The sequence below is a fragment of the Janthinobacterium sp. BJB426 genome (assembly GCF_002735705.1).
Classification (GTDB): Bacteria; Pseudomonadota; Gammaproteobacteria; order Burkholderiales; family Burkholderiaceae_D; genus Janthinobacterium.
Genome location: NZ_PDZL01000002.1, coordinates 283,700 through 301,732, shown reverse-complemented (window position 1 = coordinate 301,732; position 18,033 = coordinate 283,700). Strand labels below are relative to the sequence as shown.

General features: G+C 61.3%; 11 protein-coding genes and 3 tRNA genes. 11 read left to right on the top strand and 3 right to left on the bottom strand.

The window, feature by feature from the left end; all coding sequences use genetic code 11:
• Window positions 1–26: 26 nt before the first annotated feature.
• The 9 genes from CSQ93_RS04350 (at window position 27) to CSQ93_RS04310 (ending at window position 10,143) form a co-directional block, all read left to right on the top strand.
• A tRNA-Leu gene (locus CSQ93_RS04350) sits at window positions 27–109 on the top strand.
• Window positions 110–832: 723 nt separating this feature from the next.
• Complete coding sequence (tig, locus tag CSQ93_RS04345; RefSeq protein ID WP_086145519.1) at window positions 833–2,173, top strand: trigger factor; 1,341 nt, start codon at window positions 833–835, stop codon at window positions 2,171–2,173.
• A gap of 85 nt (window positions 2,174–2,258) precedes the next feature.
• Window positions 2,259–2,876 carry an ATP-dependent Clp endopeptidase proteolytic subunit ClpP gene (clpP, locus tag CSQ93_RS04340; protein WP_369811567.1) on the top strand — a complete coding sequence of 206 codons (618 nt, stop codon included), beginning with the start codon at window positions 2,259–2,261 and terminating at the stop codon, window positions 2,874–2,876.
• Between the two features lie 200 nt (window positions 2,877–3,076).
• Window positions 3,077–4,345, top strand: coding sequence for an ATP-dependent Clp protease ATP-binding subunit ClpX (gene clpX / locus CSQ93_RS04335; protein ID WP_010398446.1), 1,269 nt, complete (start codon window positions 3,077–3,079; stop codon window positions 4,343–4,345).
• A 276-nt stretch (window positions 4,346–4,621) separates the two neighbouring features.
• A complete protein-coding gene (gene lon / locus CSQ93_RS04330) occupies window positions 4,622–7,033 on the top strand; it encodes an endopeptidase La (protein ID WP_034787304.1) in 2,412 nt (803 codons plus the stop codon).
• Between the two features lie 204 nt (window positions 7,034–7,237).
• Window positions 7,238–7,510 carry an HU family DNA-binding protein gene (locus CSQ93_RS04325; protein ID WP_010398442.1) on the top strand — a complete coding sequence of 91 codons (273 nt, stop codon included), beginning with the start codon at window positions 7,238–7,240 and terminating at the stop codon, window positions 7,508–7,510.
• A gap of 125 nt (window positions 7,511–7,635) precedes the next feature.
• A tRNA-Asp gene (locus tag CSQ93_RS04320) sits at window positions 7,636–7,712 on the top strand.
• A 17-nt stretch (window positions 7,713–7,729) separates the two neighbouring features.
• Window positions 7,730–7,806, top strand: a tRNA-Asp gene (locus CSQ93_RS04315).
• Window positions 7,807–8,217: 411 nt separating this feature from the next.
• The gene (locus CSQ93_RS04310; RefSeq protein WP_199534250.1) at window positions 8,218–10,143 is read left to right on the top strand and encodes a SurA N-terminal domain-containing protein; all 1,926 of its coding nucleotides are present in this window, start codon (window positions 8,218–8,220) and stop codon (window positions 10,141–10,143) included.
• 69 nt (window positions 10,144–10,212) lie between these two features.
• Here CSQ93_RS04310 and CSQ93_RS04305 read toward each other — a convergent pair whose 3' ends face one another.
• Window positions 10,213–10,845: an arylesterase gene (locus tag CSQ93_RS04305; RefSeq protein WP_199534270.1), complete on the bottom strand. Its 633-nt coding sequence runs from the start codon at window positions 10,843–10,845 to the stop codon at window positions 10,213–10,215.
• Between the two features lie 55 nt (window positions 10,846–10,900).
• Here CSQ93_RS04305 and CSQ93_RS04300 point away from each other — a divergent pair, with 55 nt between their 5' ends.
• Window positions 10,901–11,653 (top strand): ABC transporter ATP-binding protein, encoded by a 753-nt coding sequence (locus CSQ93_RS04300; protein ID WP_402718129.1) that lies wholly within the window; start codon window positions 10,901–10,903, stop codon window positions 11,651–11,653.
• Window positions 11,654–11,706: 53 nt separating this feature from the next.
• On the opposite strand, the gene CSQ93_RS04295 is transcribed toward CSQ93_RS04300, so the two are convergent.
• Window positions 11,707–13,254 (bottom strand): NAD(P)H-hydrate dehydratase, encoded by a 1,548-nt coding sequence (locus CSQ93_RS04295; RefSeq protein ID WP_099376917.1) that lies wholly within the window; start codon window positions 13,252–13,254, stop codon window positions 11,707–11,709.
• A 132-nt stretch (window positions 13,255–13,386) separates the two neighbouring features.
• Between CSQ93_RS04295 and CSQ93_RS04290 the strand changes: the two genes are divergently transcribed.
• Window positions 13,387–16,959 carry a hydantoinase B/oxoprolinase family protein gene (locus CSQ93_RS04290; RefSeq protein WP_099376916.1) on the top strand — a complete coding sequence of 1,191 codons (3,573 nt, stop codon included), beginning with the start codon at window positions 13,387–13,389 and terminating at the stop codon, window positions 16,957–16,959.
• Here the strand turns inward: CSQ93_RS04290 and CSQ93_RS04285 are convergent.
• Window positions 16,941–17,903 (bottom strand): AraC family transcriptional regulator, encoded by a 963-nt coding sequence (locus CSQ93_RS04285; protein ID WP_199534249.1) that lies wholly within the window; start codon window positions 17,901–17,903, stop codon window positions 16,941–16,943. The genes CSQ93_RS04290 and CSQ93_RS04285 overlap by 19 nt on opposite strands.
• Window positions 17,904–18,033 lie beyond the last annotated feature (130 nt).

Here is an 18,033-nt window from a genome sequence, read left to right as displayed (position 1 = left end):
AGTAATCTGTTGCAAGTAGTACAAATGCGGATGTGGTGGAATTGGTAGACACGCTGGTCTTAGAAGCCAGTGCTTCGGCTTGGGAGTTCGAGTCTCCCCATCCGCACCAATCCGGGTTGTTTCAGCCCGAGGTGCAGCACCATCAAGTTGTTCTTCAGCCTCCTTGCAGGCGTCTTTCCCGTTTTCCTGTTGCCTTGCCTGTATTTCCGTCATTCGGAATGCCTTTGTTTGCGCCATTTTTCGTCGGAGATCGGGCGGGGAGGCGGAGTCGGGACGGAGATTTGCCTGGAAAATGGCCAAATTGAGGTAAATCAAAGGTTTTTTGCCCGAAATCTTCGCTGTGAGCGCATTTCTTTGTTTCGGACGGGGCGCCAGTTCGCATATACTAATGAACGAAGCAGGCTGGAAAGCCTGTCTCTGGCGAAACAAAGAATGCCGGGGCAAGAGTAAAGACAGGGCACCCCCAGGCTGTGGCGACTCGTTCGCCGCCGCTGGTATCCTCTGTGGCCGGGCTGCAAAGCCAGCCACTTTCCCGAAGTCCTTTGTTATAATGCCACGCTTTACCGAATGATGGCCGGCCCTGCATTTACTTAGAAGCAAGGCTGGACGCTCGGAGCCCTGTCGCAGTACTGGAAGCGGCGGATTGTTTGGTGCCTGGTGCGGGTTTTCCCTCAGCCGGGTAGACCAGGTCCATTGTCCTGTTTGCAGTACTTTTACAGATGAATATGCGAGCGAGTGAAGCTGGACCCATGTCTTGCCGCCAGTGATGGCGCAAGGGGTCGGGTCTTCTTTTCTCGCACCAACAGTGTTTATTTTTTGGACGATTTTTTACATGGCAACTGCAGTCGAAACCTTGGGCAAACTCGAACGTCGTATCACGATCTCCTTCCCGCTGACGGACGTCCGCACGGAAGTTGAGAAGCGCCTGAAAGTGCAAGCCCGTACGGCTAAGGCACCGGGCTTCCGTCCGGGCAAAGTGCCGTTGAAAATGGTCGCAGCACAATACGGCTACCAAATTGAATCCGAAGTGCTGAATGACAAAGTCGGCCGCGCGTTCAACGACGCCGCCAACGAAAACAATCTGCGCGTGGCCGGTTTCCCGAACATCGTGCCGAAAGAAGAAGCAGCCGAAGGCCAGCTGGCTTTCGACGCAACGTTCGAAGTGTATCCGGAAGTTGCCATCGGCGACCTGACGGCCGTTGAAATCGAAACCGTGCAAGCCGACGTGTCGGAAGCCGAAATCGACAAGACCATCGACATCCTGCGCAAGCAGCGCGTGCACTTCCACACCAAGGGCGAAGCTGGCGAACACGGCGACGGCGGTGAGGCTATCGCTGCCAATGGCGACCGCGTGACCGTTGACTTCGTCGGCTCGATCGACGGCGTTGAATTCCCAGGCGGCAAAGCTGAAGGCTACGCTTTCGTGCTGGGCGAAGGCCGCATGCTGCCAGAATTCGAAGCAGCAACCCTGGGCCTGAAAGTGGGCGAGTCCAAGACTTTCCCATTGTCGTTCCCAGAGGACTACCACGGTAAAGACGTAGCTGGCAAAACCGCTTCGTTCACCATCACGCTGCAAAAGCTGGAATGGGCGCACCTGCCGGAAGTCGATGCCGAATTCGCAAAGTCGCTGGGCGTTGCCGATGGCGACCTGGCCAAAATGCGCGAAGACATCAAAGTCAACCTGCAACGCGAAGTCGCTGGCCGCGTGAAAGCACGCAACAAGGAAGCCGTCATGGACGCGCTGATCAAAGTTGCTGAGCTGGAAGTGCCAAAAACGCTGATCGCTCAGGACTCCGAGCGCCTGGCTGAAATGACCCGCCAGGACATGGCGCAGCGCGGCATGAACGTCAAGGACGTGCCTTTCCCAGCAGAACTGTTCGCAGAAAAAGCCGAGCGTCGCGTACGTCTGGGCCTGATCCTGTCGCAACTGGTGGGCGACAACAAGCTGCAGGCGACGCCTGAGCAAGTCAAGGCGCAGATCGAAGATTTCGCTCAAAGCTACGAAGATCCACGCGAAGTGCTGAAATACTACTACAGCGACCGTCGTCGTCTGGGTGAGATCGAAGCCCTTGTATTGGAAGAAAACGTCGTCACTTACGTGTTGGGCCTGTCGAAAGTCACGACGAAAGCAGTTGCTTTCGACGAACTGATGGGAAGCAACGCACAAGCGTAAACCAGTTGGTATTGGGATGCCTGCTCTTGCCGCAAGGTGAGGGCGGCTTCCCCTAACTGCTTCACAAGGAAATGAAATGACAGGTATGAACCGTAATCCAGCGCTGGACACAGAGATGCTCGGCCTGGTGCCGATGGTGGTGGAACAAAGCGGTCGCGGCGAGCGCTCGTATGATATTTACTCGCGCCTGCTGAAGGAACGCTTGATTTTCATGGTCGGCCCGGTCAATGACCAGATGGCCAACCTGGTTGTCGCCCAGCTGCTGTTCCTGGAAAGCGAAAATCCGGAAAAGGAAATTTCGCTCTACATCAACTCGCCAGGTGGTTCCGTCTCGGCCGGCATGGCCATCTACGACACCATGCAGTTCATCAAGCCGGACGTCTCGACCCTGTGCACGGGCATGGCTGCTTCGATGGGCGCTTTCCTGCTGGCCGCTGGCGCCAAGGGCAAGCGTTTCTCGCTGCCGAACTCGCGCATCATGATTCACCAGCCGTCCGGTGGTTCGCAAGGCATGGCGTCCGATATCGAGATCCAGGCGAAGGAAATCCTTTACCTGCGCACCCGCTTGAACGGCATCATGGCCGAGCGCACGGGCCAGACGATCGAACAGATCGCCAAGGACACCGACCGCGACCGTTTCATGTCCGCCGACGAGGCCGTTGAGTATGGTTTGATCGACAAAGTGTTGACCAGCCGCGCTTGATGAGCCCCTACCGGTATTGCTAAGCATGTAAGTAAACGCCCGGGCGATCAAACGTTCGGGCGTTTCGCTTTTATTTCGGGTAGCATGGAGCTTGTGCGCGTTGTTGACTTGCGCCATGGCTAGCGGCCTTTACGGGCGGCAACCATCATCCGGCTTGCGATTTTGCAATATTGTTAATGCAGTTCCAACCAAAATGCCTTATGTCAGACAAAAAATCCTCTAGCGGCGAAAAATTACTGTATTGCTCGTTCTGCGGCAAAAGCCAGCACGAGGTGAAGAAACTCATCGCCGGCCCGTCCGTGTTCATTTGCGACGAGTGCATCGACCTGTGCAACGACATCATCCGTGATGAAACGTCGAGCATCGAGACGGTGACCGGTACCAAATCCGACCTGCCGACGCCGCAAGAAATTGCCGCCTTGCTCGATCAGTACGTGATCGGCCAGCAGACTGCCAAGCGCATCCTGTCGGTGGCGGTGTACAACCATTACAAGCGCCTCAAGCACCTGGGCAAGAAAGACGACATCGAACTGGCCAAGAGCAACATCTTGCTGGTCGGTCCTACCGGCTCGGGCAAGACCCTGCTGGCACAGACCCTGGCGCGCATGCTCAACGTGCCGTTCGTGATCGCCGACGCCACCACCCTGACCGAAGCCGGTTACGTGGGTGAAGACGTGGAAAACATCATCCAGAAGCTGCTGCAAAGCTGCAACTATGACGTCGAGAAAGCCCAGCGCGGCATCGTCTACATCGATGAAATCGACAAGATTTCGCGCAAGTCCGACAATCCGTCCATCACGCGCGACGTGTCGGGCGAGGGCGTGCAGCAAGCCTTGCTGAAACTCATCGAAGGCACGATGGCTTCCGTGCCGCCACAAGGCGGTCGCAAGCATCCGAACCAGGATTTCGTGCAGATCGACACGACCAACATCATGTTCATCTGCGGCGGCGCCTTTGACGGCCTGTCGAAAGTGATCGCCAACCGTTCCGAAAAGAGCGGCATCGGCTTCTCGGCCACGGTGCGCAGCAAGTCGCAAAGCTCGGCCAGCGAACTGATGCTGCAAGCGGAACCGGAAGATCTGGTCAAGTTCGGCCTGATCCCGGAACTGGTCGGCCGTCTGCCCGTCATCGCCACCCTGGCGGAATTGACGGAAGAGGCGCTGATCCAGATTCTCGTCGAGCCGAAGAATGCGCTGATCAAGCAGTATTCGAAGCTGCTCGAGATGGAAGGCGCGGAACTGGAGATTCGTCCGGCCGCCCTGCATGCGATCGCCAAGAAAGCGCTGGCGCGCAAGACCGGTGCCCGTGGCCTGCGCTCCATCCTGGAACATGCTTTGCTGGACGTCATGTACGAACTGCCGAGCGAACAAAATGTGGTGAAGGTCGTCATCGACGAAAATACCATCACCAGCGGCGCCAAACCTTTGTTGATTTATCAAGAGACTGCCAAGGCCTCCGGAGAAAATTGAAAACTGCCGAGACAAATGCATAAAAAGGGTTTTGATTCCTTAATGCATGGCAGTACAATTTAAATCAATGAGTGCAGGCTTCAATCGGAAAGCCACTCGCGGCGCTTAGCTGCGCGTGGCTTTTTTACTGTGAAAACTGCATTTATTACCGTCATGCGGGTGTGTTTTGCGAAATAAACAGAAAAATGTTTGTTTCACAGAATTATTTATTCTCGCCGGTCTTGTGTTTTGGCAGCGAGCGCCAACATCGTAAACACGCTTTCTATAAGGTACGCCATGACAACTTCCAAATTAACTGAGCAAACTCAACTGCCGTTATTGCCGTTGCGGGATGTCGTCGTTTTCCCGCATATGGTGATACCGCTGTTCGTTGGCCGTCCAAAGTCGATCAAGGCGCTGGAAGCTGCGATGGAGCAGGGCAAGAGCATCATGCTTGCCGCTCAAAAAGCAGCCGCGAAGGACGAGCCGTCTCCTTCGGATATCTATGAAATTGGCTGCGTTGCCAATATTCTGCAAATGCTGAAGCTGCCCGATGGCACCGTCAAGGTGCTGGTCGAAGGCGCGCAGCGTGCCCGTATCAACCATATCAGCGATGCGCCGACGCACTTCATCGCCGACCTGACGCCGCTCGAGTCCGAGCCGGGCGACGAGTCGGAAGTCGAAGCCATGCGCCGCGCGATCGTGCAGCAGTTCGACCAGTACGTCAAACTGAACAAAAAGATTCCACCGGAAATCCTCGCTTCGCTGTCGGGCATCGACGATGCCGGCCGCCTGGCCGACACGGTGGCCGCGCACCTGCCGCTGAAACTTGAGCAAAAACAAGTCATCCTGGAAATTTTCAGCGTGGCCAAGCGCCTCGAGCATCTGCTGGGTCAGCTCGAAGGCGAACTCGACATCCTGCAGGTGGAAAAGCGCATCCGTGGCCGCGTCAAGCGCCAGATGGAAAAATCGCAGCGCGAGTACTACCTGAACGAGCAAGTCAAGGCGATTCAGAAAGAGCTGGGCGAGGGCGAAGATGGCGCCGACCTCGACGAGCTGGAGAAGAAAGTCGCTTCGGCAAAAATGCCGAAGGAAGCGCTCGACAAGGCCACCAACGAGCTGAAAAAGCTGAAGCTGATGTCGCCGATGTCGGCCGAAGCCACCGTCGTGCGTAACTACATCGACACCCTGGTCAACTTGCCTTGGAAAAAGAAATCCAAGGTCAACAACGACCTGGCGAATGCGGAAAAAGTGCTCGAGGGCGACCACTACGGCCTCGACAAGGTCAAGGAACGCATCCTGGAATATCTCGCGGTGCAACAGCGCGTCGACAAGCTCAAAGCGCCTATCCTGTGCTTCGTCGGTCCTCCGGGCGTTGGCAAGACCTCGCTGGGCCAGTCCATCGCCCGCGCGACGAACCGCAAATTCGTGCGCATGGCCCTGGGCGGCGTGCGCGACGAAGCCGAGATCCGCGGCCACCGCCGCACCTACATCGGCTCGATGCCGGGCAAGATCCTGCAATCGCTGTCGAAAGTCGGCGTGCGCAATCCCTTGTTCCTGCTCGATGAAGTCGACAAGATGGGCGCCGATTTCCGTGGCGATCCTTCGTCGGCCCTGCTGGAAGTGTTGGATCCGGAACAGAACCACACATTCTCCGACCATTACATCGAAGTCGATTTCGACCTCTCCGACGTGATGTTCGTGGCCACGTCGAACTCGTACAACATTCCGCCAGCCTTGCTTGACCGCATGGAAGTGATCCGTCTGTCCGGTTACACGGAAGATGAAAAGACCAGCATCGCGCAGCGTTATCTGCTGCCGAAGCAGATCAAGAACAACGGCTTGAAGGAAGAGGAAATCTCGGTGGCCGAGTCGGCCTTGCGCGACATCATCCGCTACTACACGCGGGAAGCCGGTGTGCGTTCGCTCGAGCGTGAAGTGTCGAAGATCTGCCGCAAGGTGGTCAAGATGCTGCTGCTGAAGAAATCCGACAAGAAAGTCATCGTCAACTCGAAGAACCTGGATAAATTCCTTGGCGTGCGCCGTTACGATTTCGGTGTCGCAGAGAAAGAAAACCAGGTCGGCCAGGTGGTCGGTCTGGCATGGACGGAAGTGGGCGGCGATCTGCTGACCATCGAAGCCGTGTCGATGCCGGGCAAGGGCGGCATCATCCGCACGGGTACCCTGGGCGACGTCATGAAAGAGTCGATCGAGGCAGCCCGCACGGTGGTGCGCAGCCGGGCACAGCGCCTGGGCATCAAGGCGGACGTGTTCGAGAAGAGCGATATCCACATCCACGTGCCGGAAGGCGCGACACCGAAGGACGGTCCTTCGGCCGGCGCGGCCATGACGGTGGCGATGGTGTCGGTCTTCACGGGCATTCCCGTGCGTGCCGACGTGGCGATGACGGGCGAGATCACCTTGCGCGGCGAAGTATTGCCGATCGGCGGCCTGAAAGAAAAGCTGCTGGCAGCGCATCGCGGCGGCATCAAGACGGTCCTGATTCCAGAGCAGAATGTGAAAGACCTGGCCGATATTCCGGACAACGTCAAGAACAAACTGGAGATCGTTCCCGTGCGCTGGATCGACAAAGTGCTGGAAATCGCCCTCGAACGCATGCCTGAAGCGTTGGCGGATGTCGCTGCGGTGGAGGCTGTCACGGCCGCCGCGGCCAAGCCTGACGCGGCCGGTGAGGTAGTAAAACACTAACGTTTTACCCCTGTTTTCCCCAAACAAGCGCTTTTAGAGCGCTTGTTTTATATTGAAACGTGAATTGCGCCCCCAAAGCGCTTGACACATATACAGTGTGGCTTGTTTAATACGCCTGCACATTTTTTTCGCCGGACAGCTGTGGTGCCAAAAGTGCCGCAACGATACGGTAAACGTTTTATACCTTTGTAATTGGGGATGCTAGTGAACAAGACTGAATTGATCGACCACATTGCTGAAAAAGCTGACATTTCCAAAGCCGCCGCTGCGCGCGCACTCGACGCTGTTATCGGCGGCGTGACGGAAACTTTGAAAAACAACGACAGCGTGACGCTGGTTGGTTTTGGCACTTTCTCGGTCAGCGAACGCGCTGAGCGTACCGGCCGCAATCCGCGTACGAAAGAAGCGATCACGATCGAAGCTGCAAAAGTTCCAAAATTTAAAGCTGGTAAAGCTTTGAAGGATGCTGTAAACTAACGGACTTCGGTGAGGTGACAATCACCGGAAACATTTGGCGGCGCCTCCGGGTGCCGCGATTTCAGGGTTGAAGTTCTTCGAATAACAGCCCTGGATGCAAATGCAAGTAGTACTGTGTATTTTTCGGAGTGGTAGTTCAGTTGGTTAGAATGCCGGCCTGTCACGTCGGAGGTCGCGGGTTCGAGTCCCGTCCGCTCCGCCAAAAAAATACGCTCTTAAGGAGTGGTAGTTCAGTTGGTTAGAATACCGGCCTGTCACGTCGGGGGTCGCGGGTTCGAGTCCCGTCCGCTCCGCCAGAATATAGAAGCCCGCGCTGCTGAATAAGTAGCGCGGGTTTTTCTTTTTCAGCGCCAGATTATCTCCGCGCGCCTGCTTTTTAAAATCCCCTCCTGCCGTTTTGAATAAAAACGCCTGCGTTTAAATCCGCTTTAAGCTGCGCAGGGTTAAATGCCCGAGTCTGGCGCCTTGCCGTCCAGGCGGCGCCAGGGCAGGGCGCGCGCCCTGATTTACTCTTGCTATAGCGCTATGGGCATTGTAGAATCAGGAGATAATGGCTTGGGCGTCAGAATCCTGCTTTAGTTCCAGCGCCAAGTTGTTGAATCTAAAGGGGAAGTGGACATCTGTCCCGTCCATTCCGCCGAAGAAATCAAGGCGAACGCATGTTCGCCTTTTTTTATAGTGATCCACTCATCCCGAATTGGCTGACCATGTTTGAATTTATTCGTACCCATCGACGCTTGATGCAGTTTCTCCTGATGCTGGTCATCGTCCCGTCTTTTGCACTGGTCGGTATCAGCGGCTACCAAAGCTTCGGCGATGGCGCGAACACCATCGCCAAGGTCGGCGACCAGGTCGTTACGCAGCAGCAATATGAAGAAGCGCAACGCCAGCAGATCGACCGCTATCGCCAGATGATGGGCGAGCAGTTCGACCAAAAAATGTTTGACACGCCGGAAGCGCGCCAGAGCATCCTCGACAACCTGATCGCCGAGCGCGCCGTGGCCGCCGAAGTGGGCCGTAGCCACCTGGTCATCAGCGATGCCGTGCTGCAAAAGGAAGTGCTGGAAATCCCAGGCTTGACCTTGCCGGACGGTAAATTCGACCTGGAACGCTACAAGGCCATGCTGGCTGCCCAAGGCATGACGCCGCAGATGTACGATGCGCGCCGCCGCAGCGACCTGGCCCTGCAGCAACTGGCCGGCGCCGTGCAAGGCACCGCCTTCGCGCCTGGCACCGTCTCCAAGCGCCTGTCCGACATCACCTCGGAAGAGCGTGAAGTGCAGGAACTGCTGTTGCCGATCGCCCAGTACGTGCCGGAAGTCAAAGTGACGGACGCCATGATCAAGGCTTTCTATGACAAGAACAGCAAGTTCTTCGAAATCCCGGAACAAGCCAAGATCGAATACGTCGTGCTGGACGACAGCGCTGCCGGCGAGCAAGTTGATGTCACCGACGCCGACGTGACGGGCTACTACGCGAAGAACCAGAAAGCCTACACGACGGAAGAAGCGCGCCAGGCCAGCCACATCCTCGTCGCCGTCAAGAAAGACGCATCGGCTGCCGACAAGGCCGCCGCCAAGGCCAAGGCCGAAGCCATCCTGGCTGACGTGCGCAAGGCGCCTGCCAGCTTTGCCACCGTGGCGAAAGCCAAGTCGGAAGATCCGGCATCCGCGGAACAGGGCGGCGACCTGGGCGTGATTGGCAAGGATGGCTTGCCAGCTCCGCTGCTGAGCGCTGTCGCGAAACTCAAGCAGGGCGAAATCAGCGACGTCGTCGCTTCCGATTTCGGCTTCCACATCCTGACCGTCACCTCGCTCAAGCCACAGCACGTGCGTGCGCTGGACGAAGTGCGCGGCGAAATCACGGCCGACCTGCGCAAGCAATTTGCTGCCAAGAAATACTCGGAAATGGCGGAAACGTTCACCAACACGGTCTACGAGCAATCGGACAGCCTGAAGCCGGTGGCCGACAAGCTGAAACTGAAAGTGGAAAGCGTCGCCAACCTGTCGCGCACGCCGTCGCCAGCACTGGGCAAGGCACCGTTCAACAACGCCAAGTTCCTGGCCGCCATCTTCTCGAACGATTCGCTGAAAGACAAGCGCAACACGGAAGCCGTGACCGTTGCGCCGAACGTGCTGATCGCTGGCCGGGTGGTGGAATTCAAGCCTGCCAGCAAGCGTCCGCTGGCCGAAGTCGAAGCGATGATCCGTCAGCGCGTGACCCTGGAAGAAGCGGAAAAGCTGGCCAAGAAAGCGGGCGAGACCAAGCTGGCTGCCTTGAAGGCTTCGGGCGACGCCAGCGGTTTCGGCGCTGCGCAATGGGTATCGCGCAGCAAGCTGGACGGCATCAACCGTGCCGCCATCGCGCAAGTCATGAAAGCGGACACGAGCAAGCTGCCAGCCTATGTGGGCGTGGACCTGCCAGCCCTGGGCTACGGCATCTACCGCATCGCCAAGGTGCAGCAGCCGGAGCAAGTCGACGCAGCGCGCCGCCAGCAAGAGAAAGACCAGATCAGCGGTATCCTGGCACAACAGGAAATGTTCGATTACGTCGAGTACCTGAAAGCCAAGGCCAAGGTGAAGATCGTCAAACCGGTCACCGCCCCAGCCACCCCAGCGCCGGAAGCGCCGTAAGATTAGTTTCCACACATAAAAATAGCCGCTTTCGAGCGGCTATTTTTTTTGTCTGCGGAATGGGCTGCTTTACTTTGCTTTCAGCAACGGCGCCAGCTGTGGCCAGATATTTTTCAGAATCGTCGGATGCGCCTTTGCATTCGGGTGCATGCGGTCGGCCTGGAACAGCTGCGGCTGGTCGGCGATGCCTTCGAACATGAAGGGCACCAGCGGGGCCTTCCATTCCCTGGCCAGCTTGCCGTACACGCCATAAAACTGCTCGCCATAGGCGCGGCCATAGTTGGGCGGCATGCGCATGCCCACCAGCACCACTTGCGCGCCCGATTTTTTGGCCGCTTCGCCCATGGCGCGCAGATTCGCCTCGGCGGCCGCCACGGGCAAGCCGCGCAAGCCGTCGTTGGCGCCCAGTTCGATCAGCACGACGTCGGGCTGATGCTTCGCCAGCAGGGCGGGCAGGCGCGCGCGGCCGCCGCTGGTGGTCTCGCCGCTGATGCTGGCGTTGACGATGCGCGTATCGTTCTTTTGCGCTTGCAGCCGCTGTTCCAGCAGCGCCACCCAGCCCGTGCCCCGTGCCAGCCCATACTCGGCCGAGAGACTATCGCCGAGCACCAGCAGCGTTTTTGGTGCAGAATAGGCGTTCGTCATGCCTGACACCAGGAGCAGGGCTGCCGCAGGAAGCAAGGACAGGGTGCGCCGCCGCATGCGGCTGCTGCCCTTGACACTTATTTGTTCACGAAATTTTTTAAGATAGATCAGCATGCCCGAATTCCCTAAAGCGACTTCCACCAGTTTTCTCCCATCAGACGCAGCGGCCCAGCGGCCCGCCGCACCCAACAGCCAAAATGCCCGGCCGGCCATCGAAGTGGTCCAGCTGGCCAAGCGCGTACCCGATGCCGATGGTGAGCTGACCATCCTGCATCAAGTCGATTTTACCGTGCAAACGGCCGAGACGCTGGCCATCGTCGGCGCCTCCGGTTCCGGCAAGTCCACCTTGCTGGGTTTGCTGGCGGGATTGGACACGCCCAGCGAGGGCAAGGTCATCCTCGATGGCACCGATATCTTCGCCCTCGACGAAGACGGCCGCGCCGGTTTCCGCAAGGAAAAGCTCGGTTTCGTGTTCCAGTCCTTCCAGCTGCTGGCCCACCTGACGGCGCTGGAAAACGTCATGCTGCCGCTGGAATTGCGCGGCGACCCGGACGCGAAGGAAAAGGCCCAAGCCATGCTGGGGAGAGTGAACCTGGGCAGCCGTTTGAAGCACTATCCGAAATACTTGTCCGGCGGCGAGCAGCAGCGCGTGGCCCTGGCCCGCGCGTTCGTGACGGAGCCGCCGCTGCTGTTCGCCGATGAACCGACGGGCAGCCTGGACGCCGCCACCGGTGAAGCCGTGATCCAGCTGATGTTCGAGCTCAACCGCGAACGGGGATCGACCCTGGTGCTTGTCACGCATGACAGTTCGATTGCGGCCCGCTGCGGGCGGACCATCACGATTGCAGCGGGCAGGTTGGTGTAATTGCGGCTGGTGGTTGTCGGATTACGCGCTTGCGGGCTAATCCAACAACTCGCTCAAGCCTCCGACAAGGCATTGATCAATTTTCGGATGGCCGGGATCAATTCCCCGGCCGTCAGCCCGATCGGGCCGCTGCCTGCGGCCACCAGTGCATCGGCCGCCGCGCCGTGCAGCCATACGGCGCCCAGCGCCGCTTCCCATTCCGGCCAGCCCTGCGCCAGCAGGCTGCCGCACAGGCCTGACAAGACGTCGCCCGTGCCAGCCGTCGCCAGGGCGGGGCCGCCGGTGTTGTTGACGACGACTTGGCCATCGGGTGCAGCGATCACCGTGCCCGAACCTTTCAATACGACGATGACGCCCAGCTGCGTGGCCAGCTGGCGCGCTGCGCCCAGGCGGTCGGCCTGCACCTCGGCCACCGTCATGTCGAGCAGGCGTGCCGCTTCCAGCGGATGCGGCGTCAGTATCGTCGCCCCCGCGCCCGTGCGTACGGCCAGCGCCGATTGCAGCTCCGGCTCGGCCACCATCAGGTTCAGCGCGTCCGCGTCCAGCAGCAGGGGGCTGTCGCTGTCAATGGCACGCTGCAGCAGCTCCACCGTGCCGGCCTTGTCGCCGAGGCCGGGCCCCGCCACCAGCGCGGCAAAGTGCAGGCCCGAGAAATCCACGTCCCTGGCGTGCCGGCACATCAGTTCCGGCTGGCCGCTGTCGAAGGCGGGCGGTGCGTCGGGAAAGGCGATGTAGACGCGTCCCGCGCCCGCATGCAGGGCCGTGCGGGCCGCCAGGATAGGCGCGCCGGCCATGCCTTGCGCGCCGCCGATGATGGCCACGCTGCCATAGCTGCCCTTGTGCGTGTTTTGCCGGCGCGGCTGCAACTGGCGCGCGAACAGGTGCAGGCCGCCCAAATGGGCCCTGGCTGGCGGCAGCAGGGCAGGGGCGATGGCCAGCGCGGCCACTTCCACTTCCCCCGCGTAGTCGCGGCCATTCGCCGTGTGCAGGCCCGGCTTGTCGCCGATGAAGGTGAGTGTATGCGTGGCGCGGATGGCGACGCCGTCGATGGCGCCCGTGTCCGCGTGCAGGCCGCTGGGCACGTCGAGCGCCAGCACGGGGCAAGCGAGATTGTTGACCAGCTGCGCCATGTCGCGGCATTCGCCATCCAGGGGACGCGACGCGCCGATGCCGAACAGGCCATCGATGACGAGGTGCCAGGGCGCCGCGCCCACTGCCGCCGACGCCATCGAGGTTGCCGCTTCCATGCAGCGCGCGGCACTGTTGCGCGCGCGGCCCAGCGCCTGTTCGCGCTCGGGCGACGTGGCTTGCGCCTCGGGCGCCAGCCAGACGAGTACCTCGGTGCCGCTGCCGGCCAGGTGCGCCGCCGCTTCCAGCGCGTCGCCGCCGTTGTCGCCGGGGCCGGCCAGCACCAGTACGCGCCGGTGGCCCGCGCCGTCGCCATCTTCCTGGGCGTGCAGCAGCTTCAGGGCGGCACTGGCGGCAGCCTGGCCCGCGCGCTGCATCAGCAGCCCTTGCGGCAGGTCTTGCATGGCCGCTTGTTCGATGGCGCGCAGTTCGGCGATGGAGTACAGCGGTGTTGCAGAGTCGATCAGGGGCATGGAGCGTGTTCCGTTAGTCAGCATGTCTTCAACATAAGGCCGAAGCGGGCGAAAGGCAAGGCGCGCACGCCTGAAACGCGTCCCTGTTTGGCAGCTACAATAGCCATCTCACATAAGCGCGGGGGCAAGGCGATGGACTGGCAATTCTGGATCGACCGGGGCGGCACCTTTACGGACATCGTGGCGCGCCGTCCTGACGGCAGCCTGGCCACGCATAAACTGCTGTCGGAGAATCCGGGCCAGTACCGCGACGCGGCGCTGGCCGGCATGCGCCAGTTGATGGACCTGGCGCCTGACGCGCCGCTGCCCGTCGAACGGGTGGGCGCCATCAAGATGGGCACCACGGTGGCGACCAATGCGCTGCTCGAACGCAAGGGCGAGCCGACCGTGCTGGCCATCACGCGTGGTTTTCGCGACGCCTTGCGCATCGCCTACCAGAACCGCCCGCAGCTGTTTGCGCGCCAGATCATCTTGCCGGAACTGCTGTACGGCGACGTGATCGAGATCAATGAACGCACGGGCGCCCACGGTGAAGTCGTGACCCCGCTCGACGAACCCGCCGCGCGCGCCGCGCTGGAACAGGCTTATGCGCGTGGCGTGCGCGCCATCGCGGTCGTGCTGATGCACGGCTACCGCTACCACGCGCACGAGGCGCGGGTGGCGCAGCTGGCGCGCGACTTGGGTTTTACGCAGGTCTCCGTATCGCACGAGGTCAACCCCATGATGAAACTGGTGGCGCGCGGCGACACCACGGTGGTCGACGCCTATCTGTCGCCGATTTTGCGCCGCTACGTCGACCAGCTGGCGATGGAGCTGCCCGGCGTGCACCTGCAATTCATGCAGTCGAACGGCGGCCTGACGGATGCGCGCGCCTTCCAGGGCAAGGACAGCATCTTGTCCGGCCCCGCGGGCGGCATCGTCGGCATGGTGCGCGCCAGCGCCCTGGCCGGCTTCGATAAAGTCATCGGCTTCGACATGGGCGGCACCTCCACCGACGTGTCGCATTACGCGGGCGAGTTCGAACGCGTGTTCGAGACGCAGATCGCCGGCGTGCGCATGCGCGCGCCCATGATGAGCATCCACACGGTGGCGGCCGGCGGCGGCTCCATCCTGCATTTCGACGGCGCCCGCTACAAGGTGGGGCCGGACAGCGCGGGCGCCAATCCCGGCCCTGCCAGCTACCGGCGCGGCGGCCCGCTGGCCGTCACCGACTGCAACGTCATGCTGGGCAAGCTGCAGCCCGCCTTCTTCCCCCGCGTCTTCGGCCCCGACGCCAATGAAGCGCTGGACGCGGCCACCGTGCGCACCCAGTTCGAAGCGCTGGCGCGCACGGTAGGCAGCACCCCGGAACAGGTGGCCGAAGGTTACATCGCCATCGCCGTAGGGAACATGGCCAACGCCATCAAGCAGATTTCCGTGCAGCGCGGCCACGACGTCACCGAATATACGCTCACCAGCTTTGGCGGCGCGGGCGGCCAGCACGCCTGCCTGGTGGCCGATGCGCTGGGCATGCGCACGGTGTTCATCCACAGCCTGGCCGGCGTGATGTCGGCCTACGGCATGGGCCTGGCCGACCAGAGCGCCATGCGCGAGCGGGCCATCGAAGCGGCATTGGATGTGGACCTGGAGGCTGATTTCGCGGCGCTGGGAGAACTGGCGCGCGGCGACTTGCTGCGCCAGGGCGTGGGGCAGGAACGCATCGCGCTGGTGTCGCGAGTGCACCTGCGCTATGAGGGCACGGATTCCGCCCTCGTCGTGCTGTTCGACACGGCCGTCGGCATGCAGGCGCAGTTTGAAGCGGCCTACAAAAAACGCTTTTCCTTTTTGATGCCGGCGCGCGCCTTGATCGTCGAGGCCATTTCCGTGGAAGCCATCGGCGCGTCCGATGCGCCGCAAGTGGCCGCGCCGGTCCATGCGCCGCGTGCAGGCGTGCTGGCGCCCGTGCAGACGGTGGCCATGTACTGCGCCGGCGCGTGGCGCGACAGCGGCCTGTATGGGGCAGACAGCCTGCGCCCCGGCGATAGCATCGATGGCCCGGCCATCGTCAGCGACGCCAACGCCACCACCGTGATCGAACCGGGCTGGCGCGCGGACGTCACGGCGCACGGCCATTTGATCTTGCGCAGGGTCGCCGCCCTCCCGGAGCGGCGCGCCATCGGGACGCAAGCCGACCCCGTGATGCTGGAAATTTTCAATAATCTGTTCATGTCGATTGCCGAGCAGATGGGCCTGCGCCTGCAAAATACGGCCCATTCCGTCAACATCAAGGAACGGCTCGACTTCAGCTGCGCCATCTTCGATGCGCAAGGCCATTTGATCGCGAATGCGCCGCATATGCCCGTGCACCTGGGTTCCATGGGCGAGAGCATCCGCACCGTCATGACGCGCAATGCGGGAACCATGCGGCCGGGCGACGTCTTCATGCTGAACGACCCGTACCACGGCGGCACGCACTTGCCCGACGTCACGGTGATCTCGCCCGTGTTCGATGAGGAGGATACTGCCATCCTGTTCTATGTCGGTTCGCGCGGCCACCATGCGGACATCGGCGGCACCACACCGGGCTCCATGCCGCCCGACTCCACGCGCATCGAGGAAGAGGGCGTGTTGATCGACAATTTCAAGCTGGTCGACGGCGCCACGGGACTATTGCGCGAGGCGGAAACACTGGCCCTGCTGGCGGGCGCCAGCTGGCCGGCGCGCAATCCGCAGCAGAATTTGGCTGACCTGCGCGCCCAGGTGGCGGCCAACCAGAAGGGGGCCGAGGAGCTGCACAAGATGGTCGCGCATTTCGGTTTGCCTGTCGTGCAAGCCTACATGGGCCACGTGCAGGATAATGCCGAGGAAGCCGTGCGCAGGGTCATCACCACCCTGAAGGATGGCGGCTATGTGCTGGACCTGGACAACGGCGCGCGCATCCAGGTGGCGATCAGGGTCGACGTGGCGCGGCGCAGTGCCGTCATCGACTTTACGGGGACCTCAAGCCAGCTGCCGAACAATTTCAACGCGCCGTCCGCCGTCTGCATGGCGGCCGTGCTGTACGTGTTCCGCACCCTCGTTGACGACGAGATTCCCTTGAACGCGGGCTGCCTGAAGCCTTTGACCGTGATCATCCCGCCCGGCTCCATGCTCAACCCGCAGTATCCGGCCTCCGTCGTCTCGGGCAACGTGGAAACCTCGACCTGCATCACGAATGCCCTGTATGGCGCGCTGGGGGCCATGGCGGCGTCGCAGGGGACGATGAACAATTTCACGTTCGGCAGCGCCAAGTACCAGTATTACGAGACGATATCGGGCGGCTCGGGTGCCGGCCCCGGCTTCGACGGCACGGACGTGGTGCAGACGAACATGACCAATTCGCGCCTGACGGACCCGGAAATTCTGGAGTGGCGCTTTCCCGTGCGGCTGGACAGCTACAGCATCCGTCCAGGTTCCGGCGGGGCGGGGCGCTGGCACGGCGGCAATGGCGGCGTGCGGCGCGTGCGCTTCCTGGAAGCGATGACGGCGGCGATCCTGTCGAACAACCGCATCCATCCGCCTTTCGGCATGGATGGCGGCGCGGCGGGCGCGCTGGGACGCAATTACGTGGAGCGGGCGGACGGCACGGTGGAGCACCTGGCGCATATCGGCAAGACCGGCATGCTGGCGGGCGATGTGTTCGTGATCGAGACGCCGGGTGGCGGCGGTTACGGCAAGACGGAGTAGGCCATGTCAGCACTGGCACTGGCACCGCTCAGTTGCGCGCGCACCTGGCCCACGTCGCGCATGGGCGCGCGGCCGAACTGGCGGCTGTATTCGCGGCTGAACTGCGATTCGCTGGCGTAGCCGACCCGGTAGCCGGCCGTGCCCGCGTCGATCTGCTCGACCAGCATCAGGCGCCGCGCTTCCTGCAGCCGCAGCAGCTTCTGGTACTGCATCGGCGTCATGGCCGTAATCGCCTTGAAGTGGTGGTGCAGCGATGACATGCTCATGTTCGCCATGCCGGCCAGGTGCTCGATGCGCAGCGGCTCGCAATAATTGTGCTTGATCCAGTCGATGGCTTGTCCCACCTGGTGCGACTGGCTGCTGGCCAGCGCCATGTGGCGCAGGCGCGCGCCGACGGGGCCATTGAGCAGGCGGTAGGTCAGTTCGCGGCGGATCAATGGCGCCAAGGTGGCGATTTCCCCTGGTTTGTCCAGCAGGCGCACGAGGCGCAGCATGGCGTCGAGCAGCTCGGCCGACACGTCGCTGACGGAAATGCCGCGTGTGGCGGGCAGGATTTTCTGCTGCGCCGCGCTGTCGCTGCTGCTTTCGCTATCGAGCAGCGCGGCCACGTCGGCGATGTCGATGCCCAGCACCACGCACAGGTGCGGCTTGTCCACGCTCGCTTCCACCACGCGCACCTGCACCGGCAGGTCGACGGACGTCAGCAGATACTGCATGCGACTGTAATGGAAGGTGTCCGTGCCCAGGGTGACGTCTTTCGCCCCCTGCGCGATGATGGCCACGCTTGGGCGCGCCGCATGGAACAGCGATTCCGTGACCGACGACTGGCGGTGGAACGTCAGGTTGCCGATGGCCGTCGCGTAGTCGCCCGTGCGCGGCGCGTGCCGGCTGATCAGGGCGGCGATTTCATCTTGCGGGAGGATAGGTGTGGACAGGGTGGACATGTGGGCCAGTATGCGTCAGGTAGGTAAGGGCAGGGGTTGATCTTACGCAGATTTGGAGGATCGTGCAAAGGTCTTGCAGGATCGCGGTAACGGCGGGCCGGCATCTCGGGCACACTTGTGCAATCGCATG

Coding starts and splice junctions, on each gene's coding strand:
- clpX (WP_010398446.1), top strand. CDS start 3,077: ATGTCAGACAAAAAATCCTCTAGCGGCGAAAAATTACTGTATTGCTCG.
- CSQ93_RS04300 (WP_402718129.1), top strand. CDS start 10,901: ATGCCCGAATTCCCTAAAGCGACTTCCACCAGTTTTCTCCCATCAGAC.
- CSQ93_RS04290 (WP_099376916.1), top strand. CDS start 13,387: ATGGACTGGCAATTCTGGATCGACCGGGGCGGCACCTTTACGGACATC.
- lon (WP_034787304.1), top strand. CDS start 4,622: ATGACAACTTCCAAATTAACTGAGCAAACTCAACTGCCGTTATTGCCG.
- CSQ93_RS04295 (WP_099376917.1), bottom strand. CDS start 13,254: ATGCCCCTGATCGACTCTGCAACACCGCTGTACTCCATCGCCGAACTG.
- CSQ93_RS04285 (WP_199534249.1), bottom strand. CDS start 17,903: ATGTCCACCCTGTCCACACCTATCCTCCCGCAAGATGAAATCGCCGCC.
- CSQ93_RS04310 (WP_199534250.1), top strand. CDS start 8,218: ATGTTTGAATTTATTCGTACCCATCGACGCTTGATGCAGTTTCTCCTG.
- tig (WP_086145519.1), top strand. CDS start 833: ATGGCAACTGCAGTCGAAACCTTGGGCAAACTCGAACGTCGTATCACG.
- clpP (WP_369811567.1), top strand. CDS start 2,259: ATGAACCGTAATCCAGCGCTGGACACAGAGATGCTCGGCCTGGTGCCG.
- CSQ93_RS04305 (WP_199534270.1), bottom strand. CDS start 10,845: ATGCGGCGGCGCACCCTGTCCTTGCTTCCTGCGGCAGCCCTGCTCCTG.